Raw genomic sequence first — 13,957 nt, 5'->3', positions numbered from 1 at the left:
TTCACAGGTGCAGGCCGGGCGGTTCCTCACGCGGGTGGGTGGCATCGTGCCGTGGCGCAGGCCTGCCGTGTTCCTGCGCCAGGCCCGGCGTCGTGCTGTCGGAACCGTGCTGGCGGGCGATCTCGCCGAATTCGGCATCGAGGCGGCCGGGCCAGGTGTGGTCGGGGTCGTGGACGGCCAGCTGCTTCATGCCCCAGTAGTCGGTGCCCACGTCGCGAGTGCCCAGCACCCGGTCGGGGTGGGTGCTGAAGTAGGTGCTCTCGTGCAGCTCGTTCGTGGGTGACCATTGCACGGCCGGGAACCGCAGACCCGGGGCGGGGTGCGGGGTCTCGCGGCGCCGTAGGACCAGGATGTCGACCGGTGCGTCGCACGCCGGTGCCGTGCGTAGTGCATGGGAGGGGAGCCGGACCGCGCCGAGAAAGTCGGCCATCTGGGCCAGGCGCGCCCAGCGCGACGGGTCGGGAAAGTCCAGGACCGAGTGGTTGGCCAGGAACACGGCGTGCCCGCCGGGTGCCAGCCCCTCCAAGGCTTCGGTGGCCTGGATATGGAAGCTGTGCAGCCGCATCGCCCGGGCCTCGCGGCCGCGCAGGTGGATGTCGCTGTACGGCATCGACGCCACCGCGACGTCGAACGGTCGCGCCATGGCCAGGCGCAGCGGATACCGAGTGACCGGGACCGCGTCACGGTAAGTGTCCGGCCTGGCCCCCGGCACGAGGCCCTGCCACCGGTCGTGCACAGGGAACCCGTCGGCGTCACGCGGTTCGCGGTGGTTCGGGTCCCCGGTCAGCAGGACCCGCGGGTCCACGCCGAAGGCCAGTGCCCGTCCGCCGACCGGGGCGCCCAAACTTCGCAGCAGGTCCCAGACCATGGGCGCGAGCTGAGCGTGCGTACCGGTGGCGTCCGCATGGGCTTGTGCGGTCAGGGCCGCGATGTCTGCCCGCTCCCGAGCAACCTGGGTGTGCGACTGGGGGGTCATGACTTGTCCTCCTCGTCCGTGACGTCGGGTGCCACCGCGCCCGGTGCGGGGCCTTCGGCGCCGGTCGTGGGCAGGACCCAGGACCGGCGCAGCCGGCTCATCCGCTCGGCGCGGGCCTGCTCGATCTCGGCCTGGGCGTCGGCCTCGATGCGGCGTCGCCGGGCGACGTCGTCGGCGACGAAGATGGCGAAGTCCGTGGCCCGGTCGGTGACGGTGACCGCAACCGGGCTGGGGGCGGGCTGTTCGCCGGGCCAGGTCGTGCGGCGGGTGGGACGGTCCTCGGTCAAGGTGGTGCCGCAGCGCTGGACCCAGTCCCGCAGCCGGCGCCGGGAGTCGCCCAGGTCGCGCAGCCACATCAGGGGTGAGCCGGGGTGGGCGTCCTCGGCGTGGGCGGCCAGCCAGGAGGTGCGCAGCGCGGACAGCTCCCACACCAGCTCGGGGTGCCGGTGCCACAACGGTGGCAGCTCCTGGGGCGTGAGCCCGAAGTCGTCGCGCAGCCAGTACACGAACGCGTCCAGCTGCCACCACTCCTGCTCGGCCCGTTCCGCGTCCAGGGTGTTCCAGTTGATCGGCACCACTGGCTCCGGCTCTGCCGGAAGCAACAGGTCGGGGGTCGAGGCCAGCGCAGCATTGCCCAGGCCCTGGGCATGATCCGAGTCCGGGGCGGACAGATCTGTGTCGTCGCCGGCTTCGTCCAACGCGTCGGCCAGGCCGTCGACGTCGGGCAGAGGGTCTCCGGGGCGCCAGCCCAGCATCCGCAGGAGCGAGGCCTGGGACGGATCGTCCGGCGCGCCGTCCTGCGTGGCCGGCGGCTCAGCCTGGGGGGCCGAGCCGGGCAGATCAGATTCGGTCGGGCCGGAGCCGGATACGTCGTTCGGGCCGCTCATGATGCGCTCCCGGAGGCGGGCCGCAACCCGGTGAGGAAGACGCCCTCCAGGCTCTGCCGAATGGGGATCGTCATGATGGCTCCCTGCTCGGGTCACGGGCGCCGGGGTAGCGTCCGTATCCCTTGGCAGGTGCGCGCCCACCACCAGACCCACCGCAACTGCCCGTGGAGGCGAGCCGCCTGGGGCGACGTGCCCATGGCCCTGAAATATCCGCGGCGGCCGCGCGGGCGGCTGGGCAGGCTGATCCGCGAAGAGGGGTGTACGTCAGAGGATGTGTCCCGCTCGGTCAGGCCGACTGACCCGAGCCCCGGATCTGTGCCTCCGTGCGCGCTCTGGAGCTCGGCACGTCGGGAGGCTTCGGCGCCCTGGACGCCTCAGCAGGCACTGCCCGGGCGACGTCGGTCCAGTGCAGCCAGAGCCCCGTCTCGCTCCGGCGATCGTTCTCGTTCGGGGTCACCAGGACCAGCACGAAGTTCTTGTTCCACCGGTTGGCATGCCCGGGAACCCAGATCGCGTGGTCCGGCCAGCACAGGCGTGCCAGCACGGCGACGGGGTCCCAGGAGTAGGAGGGCTTCACGGGAACGCCGCCGACGGCGGCCGCAGGCCAGTCGTTGATCAGGCCCGTGAGGTCGTACATCACGCTCACCCCGCCCGGCGGCGGGCCGCGGCTCGCGTGGCGAGCGCGGTCGGTGCGGTGGTGCCTTGCCGGGCGACCTCGAAGTGAGTGCCAGCGCCGTCGGCGCGCGAATGGCGGACCACCGACAGGCGGGACTCGCGCAGCCAGTGGTCCCCGCGGTCGGGACCGCTCCACTGGGCCTGCCCGACGTCGAGCACCAGTGCTGCCCCCTCCCACACCGACGGCGACACCAGCGTGACGTCGCGCTGCCGGGCCCGAGCCAGGAGCCGGCGCCGTTCGCTCGCCGTCAGCGCGACACGTGGGCCCGCGACGACGATCTCCACGCCGTCCAGCAGCGCGGCGAGGACCGCGGCGCCGCGGCCGCCGACGTCTGGCACGACCACGACGCGCTCCAGGTCGACACCGGCCTCGACCAGTGCTACAGGGCTGAGCTCGGGCCAGCCAACCAAAGCCACCCAACGATCACGCTGTGTGGCGCCAAGGAGCCAGCACATCAGGCTCGCCGAAGCCTGGACCGTGACAGCGACACCCGAGGGCAGGTCACCGCCAGGCAGCAACTCGGTCAGCGGCGCAGGCCCCGGCGCAGGCCCCGGCGCAGCGAGCGCGACGACCTGGTCACGGTGCTCGATCCCGACGCGGCGCTCCACCGACTGGAGCGCAGCACGAGCACGCTCCAATGCCGTCGGAGCCGACACGGAATCGAACATACGTTCCATTGTATGCGCGCACACTAGTGGTTTGTGCCTGGCACCGGCCGGGAGCCGTGGCCCTGAGGGTCAGTGCCGGCGAGGCCGGTAGGTGTCGGCCCGGTCAGGCACACCGATGCCGCCGACGATCATCCAGCCGTCAGGGATCTGTCCGAACAACTCGTCGCGGGCCTCCTCGTAGCTCGCCGCCTCGACTTCCAGCTCGCGGGCCTGGGACTTCTCTTCGCCGCGTGCGGCGGCACGGGTGTTGATCGTGGCCGTGACTCTCATCGGGTGCCTTCCTGGTGGTCTCGCTCAGCTCCATGATGCAGCCTGCCGCTGACACAGTGGGGGCGGTAACGCCAGAAAGGGTGGTGATCCCTGGCGCAGAGAGCCGGCCACGACGAGATCACCACCTCTTAGCGCTGTTGCTAGGCGGCCTGGGCCTCCTCGACCTCGGGCAGCAGCGGGGCACGGTCGTTGACTGCGGACTGCGGACTGCGGACTGCGGACGCGTGCCGTGATGCCCGTGCTGACCCGACTCCGTGCAGGGCTTGGTGTTGCTGACCAGCTGGCTACTCGACGCGATTAACCAGGGTGTGTCGCCCCCAGGTAGACCGCGACCTGGTTGCCCCGTTCGCGACGGAGCAATCTAGACGGAGCAATCTAATGGTGTGTCGGGAAGAAGGACCGGCGGGCAGCAGTGAACGACTGACAGGAGACGGGCATGAACAGCACGCACATCCACCCCGGGTTCGACGCCGCCGCGCTCGAGCAGTTCACCACGGCCGTGGCGGCGGGCAGCCCGCCGCTCTTCGCCGGCGCGACGATCCACACCGCGGACCCTCTCGTCGGGACGATCGAGAACGGTGACCTCCTGCTCGGGATCGGCGTCGCCGCCGGCACCGTGGTCGGCGTCGGGACCGGGCTGGTCACCGCCACCGACGACGACGGGATGGTCGTGCTCCACTGCGGCGGCCTCGTGATCGTCCCCGCCGTCATCGACGTCCCCGGCATCCTCGGCGCCCGCAAGCTCAGGACCGCGAACCGGGGCACGCTCGCGGCGGGCGCCGCGGCGACGTTCGCGGTGCTGCGCCCCGAGGACGCCCCCGACCTCGAGACTGCGCGGGACACGCTGCTGCGTCGCCCCGAGGCGGTCCTCGCTCTGGTGGTCGACGGCGAGGTGGCCCGGTGGGGCTTCACCCGTGTCATCGAGGCGCCGCAGGAGCAGGGCCCCGCGGAGGGCGGGGCGACGGACAGCCCGTACCTGGGCACGTGGATCGACGAGACTGGGTTCCTGCACCAGATGTTGACCGTCGACGGCCGCTACGACGAGACCCGTGACGGGCGCGAGCACGCGTTCCAGGGGCGGTTCTGGATCACCGGCGACCGCATCGAGTACCTCGACGACCTCGGGTTCTGGGCCTACGGCGACTTCATCGACGGAACGCTCCACCACGGCGGCTACGTACTGCACCGCTGAGCGCACCGGGCGAGGGCCACTTCCCGCAGAGATGAGCAAGGGTCGGCGTCGAGGACGCCGGCCCTTGCTCGTGCTGTTCCGCCGCGCGACGTGCGGCCAGCCCGGCTCAACTGGCTGACGCGCACTTCGGGAACGTGCCGATATCCGCGCTGAGCCACACCGCTGGTCCTAGCGGCAGGCGGTCAGAGGTGCAGGTCGTCGCTCGCGCCCGGACGCACGCCCTGGTCGATGGGCCGTGGCGTGTCCGAGGTCTGAGGATGGTCAGGTGTCGGCGGTCGCAGGAATCCGGGGGCGGTCAGTCCTCGCTGGGTAGCGGCGCCCCCGATCCGCATGAACGCCTCCTGCATTCGCTGACCCAGGCGGGTTCGGTCGGTGACCGGGACCAGCCGGGTCGAGCTGTCAGGTCCGGGCAGGACCCGGCTGAGAACATGTTCGGGGTGGGTGGCGAAGTACTCGTTGATCGTTGCGTGACGTTCGCCGAGCTGGATCGTCGAGACGTCGGTGAACGGGTGGCCGGTGCCGCGTGCCCCGGTGGGGCGGCGGCGCAGCAGGACGACGTCGAACGGCATGCCCGGCCCATCGGGTGAGGGGCGTGGTGGCAGCCGCAGGGCGCCGACCAGGTCAGCGTGGCGGGCGAGGGCCTTGCGTCCGCGGGGATCAGGACTGTCCAGGACCTGGGGATGCACGAGGGAGACGCTGATACCACCCCGGGCCGACAGGATGACCCCCTCGGTGAGGACCTTGGTCCCGTAGTCGGCGAGGGCCTGCGCCTTGTGCGGGGTGGAGCGCGACTGTCTGAACGGGACATCTTGCAGCACGACGCCGAGCTGGCCGCGGTGCTCGGGGAGCCGAGGAAGGTCAGCGCCCTGGTGATGCAGTCGGATCCGGTCGTGCCCGGACACCTGAGGGATTACTGCGACGAACGCGAGGTACCCGGGAGGTGCGCCGGCGCGTCGCAGGTGGGGTGCCCTGCCGGCCAGGGCGTCGCTGTTGGCTCCCCGCCCGCCCAGGTACCCGCTGTCGTAGCCCAGTGCGCGCAGCACCGGCCACAGGTGCCGGCCCACTTGCCAGGCATCGGCGAGGGCGGCCGGGTCGCCCGCGCCCATGGCGCGGCGCAGCTCGGCTGCTGTCGGGGTGTGGGTGGAAGTCGTGGGCTTCATCGGGCTGTTCCTGTCGCTAGACGGTCTTGACGTCGTGGCCTCGACCAGCACGTTCCTCAAGGGATGGGTCGGTGAAGGGGCAGTTCGGTCTGCCGGTCTCGGAGCGGTGGTGGGCTCACAGGTGCGGCACGGAGTCCGAGGCCTGTGGTGATCGGTCGGCCTCGACGCCAGGCCGCAGCGTCGGACGGGAGGCAGCCCGTGGCGTGGCCTGGGCGTCGATGCCTGCTGCCGTGCGCGGCTGGGTCACTGGCGTATGGGCGCGGGTGATCTGGTCCAGTACCTGGGGAAGTCGGGTCCGCCAGGTCTGGGCGGTGTCCAGGACGGTGAGGTGGTCCATGTCCCACCGGTCGGTCCGGACCATCGGCAGACCGAGCACGTGACCTCGGTGATGCCGGTAGTAGCCGCTGACCGGCAGATTGCCGCCCTGCATCAAGACCGTGCCCGGCACCACCAGCCCTGCGTCATGGCCGGGGGCGCAGGCGACGGCGTGGTGCGTATGCCGGCGGAAGATCAACAGGTCGACCGGGGCGTCGCAGCGGGCGTCGGTGCGCAGCGCGTGAGAGGGCAGGCGTGCCGCACCGAGGAAGTCGGCGACCTGACCGGCCTGCTCCCACGGGTCACGGCGCGGCGTGTCCAGGATCGTGTGGTTGGCCAGTGCGACCACGAGCCCGCCCGGTGCCGCACCAGCCAACGCACTGGCCAGATGCTCGTGGAACCGGCGCTGCTGGTAGTTCCATGCGGTCATGCTGCGCGCCCGAACGTCCAGACCGACCTGGGAGACGAGCTGCACGGCGAAGAGACCACGGTCCCGGGCTCCGGCGGGTTCGGGCGCTGGGTCGACGGTGAAAGCGGGGTAGGGCCACCTCGGCGGAGTCATCGCCCGCCACGGGAGCGGTGCGTCCCACATGCTCGTGGCCCGCCCGTGTCCGGCCGGCGCGGTGGTGCCGACCAGGACCGCGGCGTCCAGTCCGGTGGCCAGCACGTGCCCGCCCGGTGGTATCCCCAGGGCCTGGGCGGTGTGCCAGATCTGCTGCGCCAGGAACCGGTGGCCGGAACTGGCGTCGGCGTCCAGGTGAGCGATGATCGCGAGCTGGTCGTCCATGACCAGCTGCTCCTCGTGCCGTTCCAGCCAGCCGCTCATCGCGCACCACCGTCGGTGGTGGACCGGGCGCGGGCGCGTCTGGCGCACTGGTTGGGAGCGACGATCCGGTACTGGTCCGTCGCCAACGGATAGCTCCTGGTCATGATGGCCCCTCCTGCTCTGATCCCTGCTTGTGTGTTCTGGCCAGCTCGGCGGTTCCGGGGCCTGGGCTGCGACCGTGGTCGAGACGAAGCCGAAGTGAATGGTCGGCGGGGGTCCTCGTGGTTCACAGCAGCGGGCCCGGATGGTCAGGCCCGGTCGCCTCCCGTGGAGATGGCGGCCTGGCGGGCGGGCGGCCCCGGCTACCGCCTGACAGGCCCGCCGGCGGGCCGCCTGATGCACCGCCGGGCTGTCTTCTTCGAGGTTCAGGCTGTGTTGCAGCGTCTGGCTCGTCGCCCGGAGTGCTGGTCATGGTCCTGCGGGCGGTCAGGCCCCAGTCGATGGCGTTGCGCACGACCTGGGCGAGCGTGGTGCGCAGGTCCTGGGCCAGCGGGACCACGTCGGGCCGTACCGTCAGGCGCGCAGGGCCCCAGGGCATGGGCTTGATGACCGGGCGGCCGAGCATGTCGGCGGGCCGGTCGTGGAAGTACTCGTTCTGGCGGACCGGCACCGAATCGAACAGGAACTGGAGGCTGGCCTCGAAGCGTGCCCCGCCCTGGGGCTGGCCGTCGGGGCGGCGGCGCAGCAGCAGGAGGTCGACCGGGCTGTCGCATCCGGCCACGCTCCGCAGCGTCCCGGCGGGCAGGCGTGCGGCACCGAGCAGGTCCGCGAGGTGGGCCATCGCCCGTCGAGGCCCGGGATCGGCGGCGTCCAGCACGTCAGCGCTGACCAGCGCGGCGACCAGCCCGGCGGGGGCGGTGTAGGACAGGGAGCTGAGCACGGCCTGGTTGTGCTCCTGCCACCTGCTGTGACGCAGATCGCCGTCGTGGTGGACGACGTCCGCGTACGACGCGTTGAGGATCACGACGTCGAACTGCCCGGGCTTGTAGTCGGGAACGAACACGGTCAGCTCCAGGCCGGGGTGTGGCCGCCCGGGGTGGGGGATGCTGGCCTGCAGCTGGTCTCCCTGGCCCGGCCGAGCGGTTCGTAGGGCTCCTGGCATCCCGGCCAGGGCCTCGGGGTCTGTCCCGCGCAGCAGCATCCGCCCGCCGGTCACGCCCAGGGCACGGAGCGCGGTCCAGAGGTGCTCGGCCACCAGGCTGTGCGCCGTGGTCGCGCTGGTGTGCCGGTGGTCGTGCATGGCCCACATGTCGGCCTCGATCGCCGGATGGTTCATCGGGAACGACCTGTCGTCAGGGAATGCGGCGCTGGTCACCAGGGGGGCTCCTTCCGCGGGTAGCTGCGGTAGGTAGGTGCACGCCCCGCGTCGAGCAGCCCGTGGTGAGCGCGTCACTCAGGTCGAAGGGGGCCGCGGCGATGACGCGGACTGGCCTGTACGACCACCGGCCGCGGTTCACGCACAGTGCGCCGGGACGGTGTGGGCGGCTTGGCCGATCCGGCGAACGCTGTCCACGTGGCCACGAAACCCGCGGGGTCCGGGCCTGGTGCGGTGGTGCAGATCGAGCAGGTAACGCGTGTCGCACGCGGGTTACAGGTCGATCCCGGGCTCTTCGACGCGAGGACGCTCGGGTCGCTGGGGGCGTCGCGGTGGTTCTCGGTCGACCGTCGTGCGGGGCCCGGGACCGGCGAGCAGGCCCTGGGCTCGTGCGGAACGCACTATCTGGTCCAGGGCGTCCTGCAGCTCGTTGCGCAGAGACCGGCCGCTGGGCCGAACCGAGAGGCGCGGCGGCCCCCAGGGCATGTGACAGGCCTCGAAGGTGCCGAGGACCCGCTGGGGATTCTCGACGAAGTGCTTGTTGAGGTGTTCGTGGTCGTGACTGTCACCGACGTCAGGCAGATGGACGACGTGGACGAACGCGTCCTGGTTGGTGGGTGTCTCGTCGTCCAGGCGGCGTCGGACCAGGATCAGGTCGGTGCCGTTGTCGCAGCCGGCGATGTTGCGCAGCGCGCCGTCCGGGAGCCGGACGGCACCCAGCACGTCACCCAGGGCGGTGATCGCTTCACGCACCACGGGCCGGGGGTCGTCCAGGACGTCTCGGGGCATCAGCGCGGCCAGAAACCCGCCAGGGATGGTGCGGGCGAGGCCTGCCAGCAGGTTCAGGTTGTGGGACTGCAGCAGGTGCTCGCGCAGTCCGGGATCGTGGAACGCGACGTCGGCCAGGTGCGCGTTGTGGATCACGACGTCGTAGACGCTGCCCACCCCCTCGACCAGAGACGCCTCTACTGGGCCGTCGTCGTCGATCGGACCGATTCCTTCCGGCGGGATGTCGGCCACCAAGATCCCGAGCCCGTCGGAGTTCCATGCTTGGACGCGCTCCCGTGGCAGCCGGGCGAGCTCGTGAGCATCGACGCCGGTGACGAGCATCCGTCCGTGGACTGCGCCCAGAGCGCGCAGGGCCCGCCAGATCCGGAAGGCCACCATGGCATGGGCCTCGGAGGCATCGGTCCGGTTGTGGTCGTCCACCGCGGCGGCGTCGGCCCGGTCCCGCGCCGATCCGATCGTGTCGTCGTCCATCACGAGTGCTCCTTCCCCTCAGGCTGGTCCAGGGCGAACTGCGGTGTGCCGGACGCCGCCACGTCCTGCGGGGAGGCCGGGCGCTGGACGGTGAGTTCGCCGTCGGACAGGGAGCTCTGATCGGCCTCGGCAGAACCGCGCCGAGCCCGGCGGGCGGTGGTCTGCAGGAGGGTCTCGACCTCCGTGCGGTCCGTCGCGAGCTGGGTGGCGTCCGGGCGGGCGGTCCAGGTGCGTAGGTCGGCGATGATCGGTGGTGCGGCGCGCAGCAGGATCAGACTGATCCCGAACGGGAGCATGCGAATGGCCTGGGGCGGCATGATCGCCACCCGGCGTACCGACCGCTGCACCGATCGGGAGCCTTGGTCACCGCGGGTATGGGTGTCGGTGAACTCGTCCCGCTCACCGATCAACGTGGAGAAGTCCGCCAGGTCTTTGGGTGAGGATGACCCGCCCAGGAGGACCTTGACGATCGCGGCGTCCCAGATCGCGTTCGCCGCGTTCTCGCCCCACTTGTCCCGGGCCTGGGACAACGACTGCAATACCGGCATCGTGGTCAGCCCGGTGCCGCCGCCTTCTGCCATCAGGGTCGGTAGTGACGGTAGGGGTGCGAGGTTGCCGATCTCGTCCAGTGCCAGCAGGAGTGGTGGGTCAAGGCGGGCACCGGGGGAGGCGGCGGCGAGGTGGCGGGCGGTCTCGACCAGGTCTTCGATGAACGCGGCGACCAGCGGTCCGGAGGTGACCGATCCAGAGCCGGTTGCCAGCAGGTACAGGGTCCCGTTGTCCCGCAGGAACGCTTCGGGGTCGAACGACTCCTCCGCGGCGGGGGAGACGGTGTCCAGAACGCGGGGGTCGGCCAGGCAGGACAGGGCCTGCTTCACACCCATCCACGCGGAGTCCCGGGTGCGGGGGTCGGCCTGGATGATCGACTCCAGCGACTGCCCCCATCCCGGCGCCGCTCCCGGGTGTGACGCCAGGATCGCCGCGGCGTCCTCCGCCGCGGACGGCGAGTTGGACCAGGCAAACAGGTCCCGCGCTGTCCTCCCGTCGAGGGCGGCGGCGTGCAGCATGGCTTGCAGCGCGGATCGGGTCATCCCTTCCCAGAACCCGCCGTTCTCCGTCCCGCCCCCACCCAGGCCGGTCGCGGAGGCGAGGCCGGTGGCGCGGATCATCGCGGTGAGCGGGTCCTCGCAGCCGCGCACGATCGACCACCGCAGACCGGCCGGCAGTCCCTTGGCCAGGTGCTGCGGGTCGAACACCGCCACCGGCCCTACCCGCTCGCGCTGCTTGATCGTGACGGTCAGGGCGTCGGGGCGGGTCGAGGTGGTCACCACGGGCCCGGGGGCGTCGAGGATCGCGTTGACGACCAGGTGCAGTCCCTTGCCGGAGCGGGGTGGGCCCAGGACGAGCAGGGAGTCCTCGACCGAGGCCCATACGCCGTGCCCGTGCGCGGCCCCGAGCTGGTATCCGACCTGCGGTGCGGTCGGCTTGCGCAGGGACGGGCGCAGGGTCTTCGACCGCTTGAGCAGGGTGCGGGCGGAGGCGGCGTGGGCGACGTCGCGCGCCGTCGCGGTCCCGGGGGTGTGGTGCGGGGTGCGGGCCTGCCGGTGGTTCATCCCGGCCACCGCCCGGGCCGTCAGCCACGCCACCACAGCCAGGACACCCACGAGCAAGGCGGTGGTGGTCCAATAGGCGACTGGGTGCAGGTCGGGGCAGCCGAGCGCGGCGCCGGGGTCGGCTGGGTCGGCCAGTGCACCCAGCCCCGCCAGCGCGCCCCCGGTCGGCGAGCTCGCCCGGGTGATCCAGGCCGCGAGGCTGCCCGCTGCCCGCAGCACGGTGGACAGGCCGAGCAGGGCACCCAGGCCGATCAGGGCGAGATCGGTCAGGTCGTCACCCATCGCTCGCGCTGGCGCTCTCACAACGCCCCCAGCCCGGTATCCGGAACATCTGGAGCCGTGGGCGTGGGACGCGCGGCCGGTGCTGGAGCGGGTCGTCGGACAGGCTCACGGCGCACGTCGTGGTCACCGGATTGGGGGGACGGGCGTGCGAGGTCGGGCACTCCGCTGCTGCCTGGTGCGGGTGCGGCGCCGGAGGGAACGGCGTGTCCGGACGGCTGGGGCAGGTCGTCGTAGGGGAGGGTCGTGCCGGAGACCTGTCCCTGGATCAGCAGGGAACGTGTCCGATCGCCCAGCGCGGCAGGCAGGCGGAAGCGCACCGCGCCGTGCTCGTCGGCGACGGCGCGGCCCACGACCTGCACGAGCGCCACCGGCTCGCCCGGCGTGAATCCACCCCTGCCGCCAGGAATGCTCCCGAGCCCAGACTCCGCGACAGGCCCTGCCTCGCCGACGGCGGTGCCACTCAGGCTGTTCGGCTCGAGGGGTCGGTAGCTGTCGGGGACGACGAAGTAGGGCTCGTAGGCCTGCCCGCCGTCGACCAGGTGGACCACCACCGGCGTGTCCAGCTCCTCGGCGATCTGCTCCTGAGCCCACTCGAGGTCGCTACGCCCCAGAGACAGCCCGCCCGTGTGGGCGCGAGCGGAACCGTCGGTCGGGGCTGGGGGCTGCCAAGGCTGACCGTCGACTGTGACGGCCAGGTGCCCGTCCTGATCGACCACGACGTGGGTGCGCGGCAGTGTGACCGGCACGGGCCGGGGCCTCACAGTCCCAGCTCCTGGGCCGGGGGCGTGCTCGGCCTGGCTCCGGCCTGCGGTGTGGACCGGTCGCGGCCCGAGCGCGTCGCTGTTCGCCGCGACGTCGCCGCACGGCTCGAAGCACGGAGCGCCTCACGATCCAGGCCGGGCGGGTCACCGTCGGGGACCTGCACGGTCTCCAGCCGGTCCAGGACCGACCGGGCAGCCTGCCGCACCCGCTCGCCGGTGGCCCGCATGACCTCGGCCGGGGTGGACCCGGGCACCGTGCTGGCCCACCCGGACACGTACGGCACGGAGTACTTGGTGGTGTCCACGCCGTGCGCGGCAGCGACCATCAGCGAGAACGACTCGGCCTCGACCTCACCGATCCCGACGTGCCCGACCGCGTCTGCACCGTCCTTGGGCAGCAGCACAAGATGCCCCAGCTCGTGCGCGAGCGTGGCGCACCGGTCCATCTCGTCCAGGTCCAGGCGCACCTGTACGGTCTTGGCCCGCAGGTCCGTCGCACCGTCGGCGCCGCCGATCGAGGCGGCGTCCGGAGCGTCCAGCAGGCGGTAGCCCTCCTGCTCGACGATCCTGGCCAGACCGTCCCACAGGCCGTCCGGTGCCTGCCCGTGCAGCAGCTGTGGCCGGGGCCGCTCCGGTAGTGGGTCGCCGGTGGTCTGGCTGACATCCCAGACCGAGGCGATCCTGTTCCCGGTCTTCTTGGTGGTGACCGACTCGCCTGGCCGGGCCTTCTCTCCCGTTGCGAGCTTGCGCCACGAGTCCGGGTCCCGCGGTGTCGCCGACGCGAACCGGCTCGTGACCGGGGCATAGATCTTGTACGCGCCCTTCTGCGGCGACCGGCCCAGCTGCTTCCACTGCGTGAACCCGGCCACGTACGTCGGCTCGGGCCCGGGAACCCGGCCTTCCTGGTAGGCCTGCAAGTGCTGGGAGCGGATCAGCAGGACGTTGTTGAACGACCGCTTCCTGAACCTCGCGGCGAACTCCACGGCCTTGCGCCAGTCCTGCCCGGTGACCAGGCCTTCTACGGCCTCGGTCAGCTGGACATGCATCGATTCCAGCTGCGCCTTCTGGTCGGCGCGCTTCTGCTCGGGTGTGCGGGTGTCCTTGCCCATCGGTGCCTCCCACGGGATGTCTGGGAGGCAGGTGAGATCCGGGCCCCGTGGCAGGGCACTGCGCGGGTCCCGGCGCGAAGGAGACGCGTGTAGGCGGTGCGGGGCCGGTCGCCGACTGGAGACGGGGCCGGCCAACACTTCGTGGCGTGAGGCGGCCGAGGAGCGGTGTCGTCCGGACGGTGAGGCCGGGTACTTGGTGGGCACGCCGAAGCCAGGGCTCGGCGTGCTTGTGGTGCTACCCCGTCCGTGCCCGTGCCCGTGCCCGTGCGATGAGGGTGCGGACGCGTCTTACACGGTCCCGGGGAGACTCCTGCTGCTCTGTGGTTCCCGGGGACGGCGATCGGGTTGTGCAAAGCCCGGCTGACTGCGGCGCGGGCAGGTTCGACCGGGACGGGAATCACGATGGTGGTGAGATCGTCGAGGCCGGCACCGCGGAACATCGCCGCGTGCGGCTGACGGGGGTGTGGCGCCGTGGTCGGGAAGTCGCCGAGGCCGCCCCGGCCTCGGGCTGCGACACGGTTGGGGGCGGAGCATCGCGTTGTTCGCAGCCGAGAGCGTCGTCGCCCTGGCCAGCCCACGGTCACAGTCCCTGGCAGGAGGCCGTTGCGTCGTTGCGTCCGGTCGCCCGGCGGGATTCGCGGGTCGTG

At 71.8% G+C, this 13,957-nt stretch carries 13 protein-coding genes; 1 reads left to right on the top strand and 12 read right to left on the bottom strand.

Going from position 1 to position 13,957, the window contains the following annotated elements:
- Position 1: 1 nt before the first annotated feature.
- The 5 genes from APR04_RS08755 to APR04_RS08735 all read right to left on the bottom strand — a co-directional run bounded on the left by APR04_RS08755 (position 2) and on the right by APR04_RS08735 (position 3,477).
- Positions 2-976 (bottom strand): hypothetical protein, encoded by a 975-nt coding sequence (locus tag APR04_RS08755; RefSeq protein ID WP_253869344.1) that lies wholly within the window; start codon positions 974-976, stop codon positions 2-4.
- Positions 973-1,863, bottom strand: a complete 891-nt coding sequence (locus APR04_RS08750) for a hypothetical protein (RefSeq protein WP_253869343.1) — start codon at positions 1,861-1,863, stop codon at positions 973-975. The genes APR04_RS08755 and APR04_RS08750 overlap by 4 nt, the downstream gene beginning before the upstream one ends.
- Positions 1,864-2,149: 286 nt before the next feature.
- The gene (locus APR04_RS08745) at positions 2,150-2,500 is read right to left on the bottom strand and encodes a hypothetical protein (RefSeq protein WP_253869342.1); all 351 of its coding nucleotides are present in this window, start codon (positions 2,498-2,500) and stop codon (positions 2,150-2,152) included.
- A gap of 5 nt (positions 2,501-2,505) precedes the next feature.
- A complete protein-coding gene (gene imuA' / locus APR04_RS08740) occupies positions 2,506-3,207 on the bottom strand; it encodes a DnaE2-dependent mutagenesis accessory factor ImuA' (protein WP_253869341.1) in 702 nt (233 codons plus the stop codon).
- A gap of 69 nt (positions 3,208-3,276) precedes the next feature.
- The gene (locus APR04_RS08735; RefSeq protein ID WP_253869340.1) at positions 3,277-3,477 is read right to left on the bottom strand and encodes a hypothetical protein; all 201 of its coding nucleotides are present in this window, start codon (positions 3,475-3,477) and stop codon (positions 3,277-3,279) included.
- Between the two features lie 436 nt (positions 3,478-3,913).
- Here APR04_RS08735 and APR04_RS08730 point away from each other — a divergent pair, with 436 nt between their 5' ends.
- Positions 3,914-4,669: an Atu4866 domain-containing protein gene (locus APR04_RS08730; protein WP_253869339.1), complete on the top strand. Its 756-nt coding sequence runs from the start codon at positions 3,914-3,916 to the stop codon at positions 4,667-4,669.
- A 182-nt stretch (positions 4,670-4,851) separates the two neighbouring features.
- Here the strand turns inward: APR04_RS08730 and APR04_RS08725 are convergent, their stop codons facing one another.
- From APR04_RS08725 to APR04_RS08695, 7 genes are all read right to left on the bottom strand, one after another.
- Positions 4,852-5,829 carry a hypothetical protein gene (locus APR04_RS08725; protein ID WP_253869338.1) on the bottom strand — a complete coding sequence of 326 codons (978 nt, stop codon included), beginning with the start codon at positions 5,827-5,829 and terminating at the stop codon, positions 4,852-4,854.
- Positions 5,830-5,944: 115 nt separating this feature from the next.
- Positions 5,945-6,970, bottom strand: a complete 1,026-nt coding sequence (locus APR04_RS08720; protein ID WP_253869337.1) for a hypothetical protein — start codon at positions 6,968-6,970, stop codon at positions 5,945-5,947.
- A 226-nt stretch (positions 6,971-7,196) separates the two neighbouring features.
- Entirely contained in the window at positions 7,197-8,285 is a 1,089-nt protein-coding gene (locus APR04_RS08715) for a hypothetical protein (protein ID WP_253869336.1), read from the bottom strand.
- A gap of 273 nt (positions 8,286-8,558) precedes the next feature.
- Positions 8,559-9,545 carry a class I SAM-dependent methyltransferase gene (locus tag APR04_RS08710; protein WP_253869335.1) on the bottom strand — a complete coding sequence of 329 codons (987 nt, stop codon included), beginning with the start codon at positions 9,543-9,545 and terminating at the stop codon, positions 8,559-8,561.
- Positions 9,545-11,440: a type IV secretory system conjugative DNA transfer family protein gene (locus APR04_RS08705; protein ID WP_253869334.1), complete on the bottom strand. Its 1,896-nt coding sequence runs from the start codon at positions 11,438-11,440 to the stop codon at positions 9,545-9,547. The genes APR04_RS08710 and APR04_RS08705 overlap by 1 nt, the downstream gene beginning before the upstream one ends.
- A gap of 17 nt (positions 11,441-11,457) precedes the next feature.
- Entirely contained in the window at positions 11,458-12,186 is a 729-nt protein-coding gene (locus APR04_RS08700; protein WP_253869333.1) for a hypothetical protein, read from the bottom strand.
- Positions 12,187-12,197: 11 nt separating this feature from the next.
- Entirely contained in the window at positions 12,198-13,310 is a 1,113-nt protein-coding gene (locus APR04_RS08695) for an ArdC-like ssDNA-binding domain-containing protein (protein ID WP_253869332.1), read from the bottom strand.
- Positions 13,311-13,957 lie beyond the last annotated feature (647 nt).

Origin of the sequence: Promicromonospora umidemergens, assembly GCF_024171995.1 — a bacterium.
Classification (GTDB): domain Bacteria; phylum Actinomycetota; class Actinomycetes; order Actinomycetales; family Cellulomonadaceae; genus Promicromonospora; species Promicromonospora umidemergens.
This window is presented reverse-complemented; position numbering and strand designations above follow the sequence as displayed.

Excerpts from the sequence above, each read along its gene's own strand:
- APR04_RS08755 (WP_253869344.1), bottom strand. The coding sequence starts at position 976 with ATGACCCCCCAGTCGCACACCCAGGTTGCTCGGGAGCGGGCAGACATC.
- APR04_RS08750 (WP_253869343.1), bottom strand. The coding sequence starts at position 1,863 with ATGAGCGGCCCGAACGACGTATCCGGCTCCGGCCCGACCGAATCTGAT.
- APR04_RS08745 (WP_253869342.1), bottom strand. The coding sequence starts at position 2,500 with ATGTACGACCTCACGGGCCTGATCAACGACTGGCCTGCGGCCGCCGTC.
- imuA' (WP_253869341.1), bottom strand. The coding sequence starts at position 3,207 with ATGTTCGATTCCGTGTCGGCTCCGACGGCATTGGAGCGTGCTCGTGCT.
- APR04_RS08735 (WP_253869340.1), bottom strand. The coding sequence starts at position 3,477 with ATGAGAGTCACGGCCACGATCAACACCCGTGCCGCCGCACGCGGCGAA.
- APR04_RS08730 (WP_253869339.1), top strand. The coding sequence starts at position 3,914 with ATGAACAGCACGCACATCCACCCCGGGTTCGACGCCGCCGCGCTCGAG.
- APR04_RS08725 (WP_253869338.1), bottom strand. The coding sequence starts at position 5,829 with ATGAAGCCCACGACTTCCACCCACACCCCGACAGCAGCCGAGCTGCGC.
- APR04_RS08720 (WP_253869337.1), bottom strand. The coding sequence starts at position 6,970 with ATGAGCGGCTGGCTGGAACGGCACGAGGAGCAGCTGGTCATGGACGAC.
- APR04_RS08710 (WP_253869335.1), bottom strand. The coding sequence starts at position 9,545 with ATGGACGACGACACGATCGGATCGGCGCGGGACCGGGCCGACGCCGCC.
- APR04_RS08705 (WP_253869334.1), bottom strand. The coding sequence starts at position 11,440 with ATGGGTGACGACCTGACCGATCTCGCCCTGATCGGCCTGGGTGCCCTG.
- APR04_RS08695 (WP_253869332.1), bottom strand. The coding sequence starts at position 13,310 with ATGGGCAAGGACACCCGCACACCCGAGCAGAAGCGCGCCGACCAGAAG.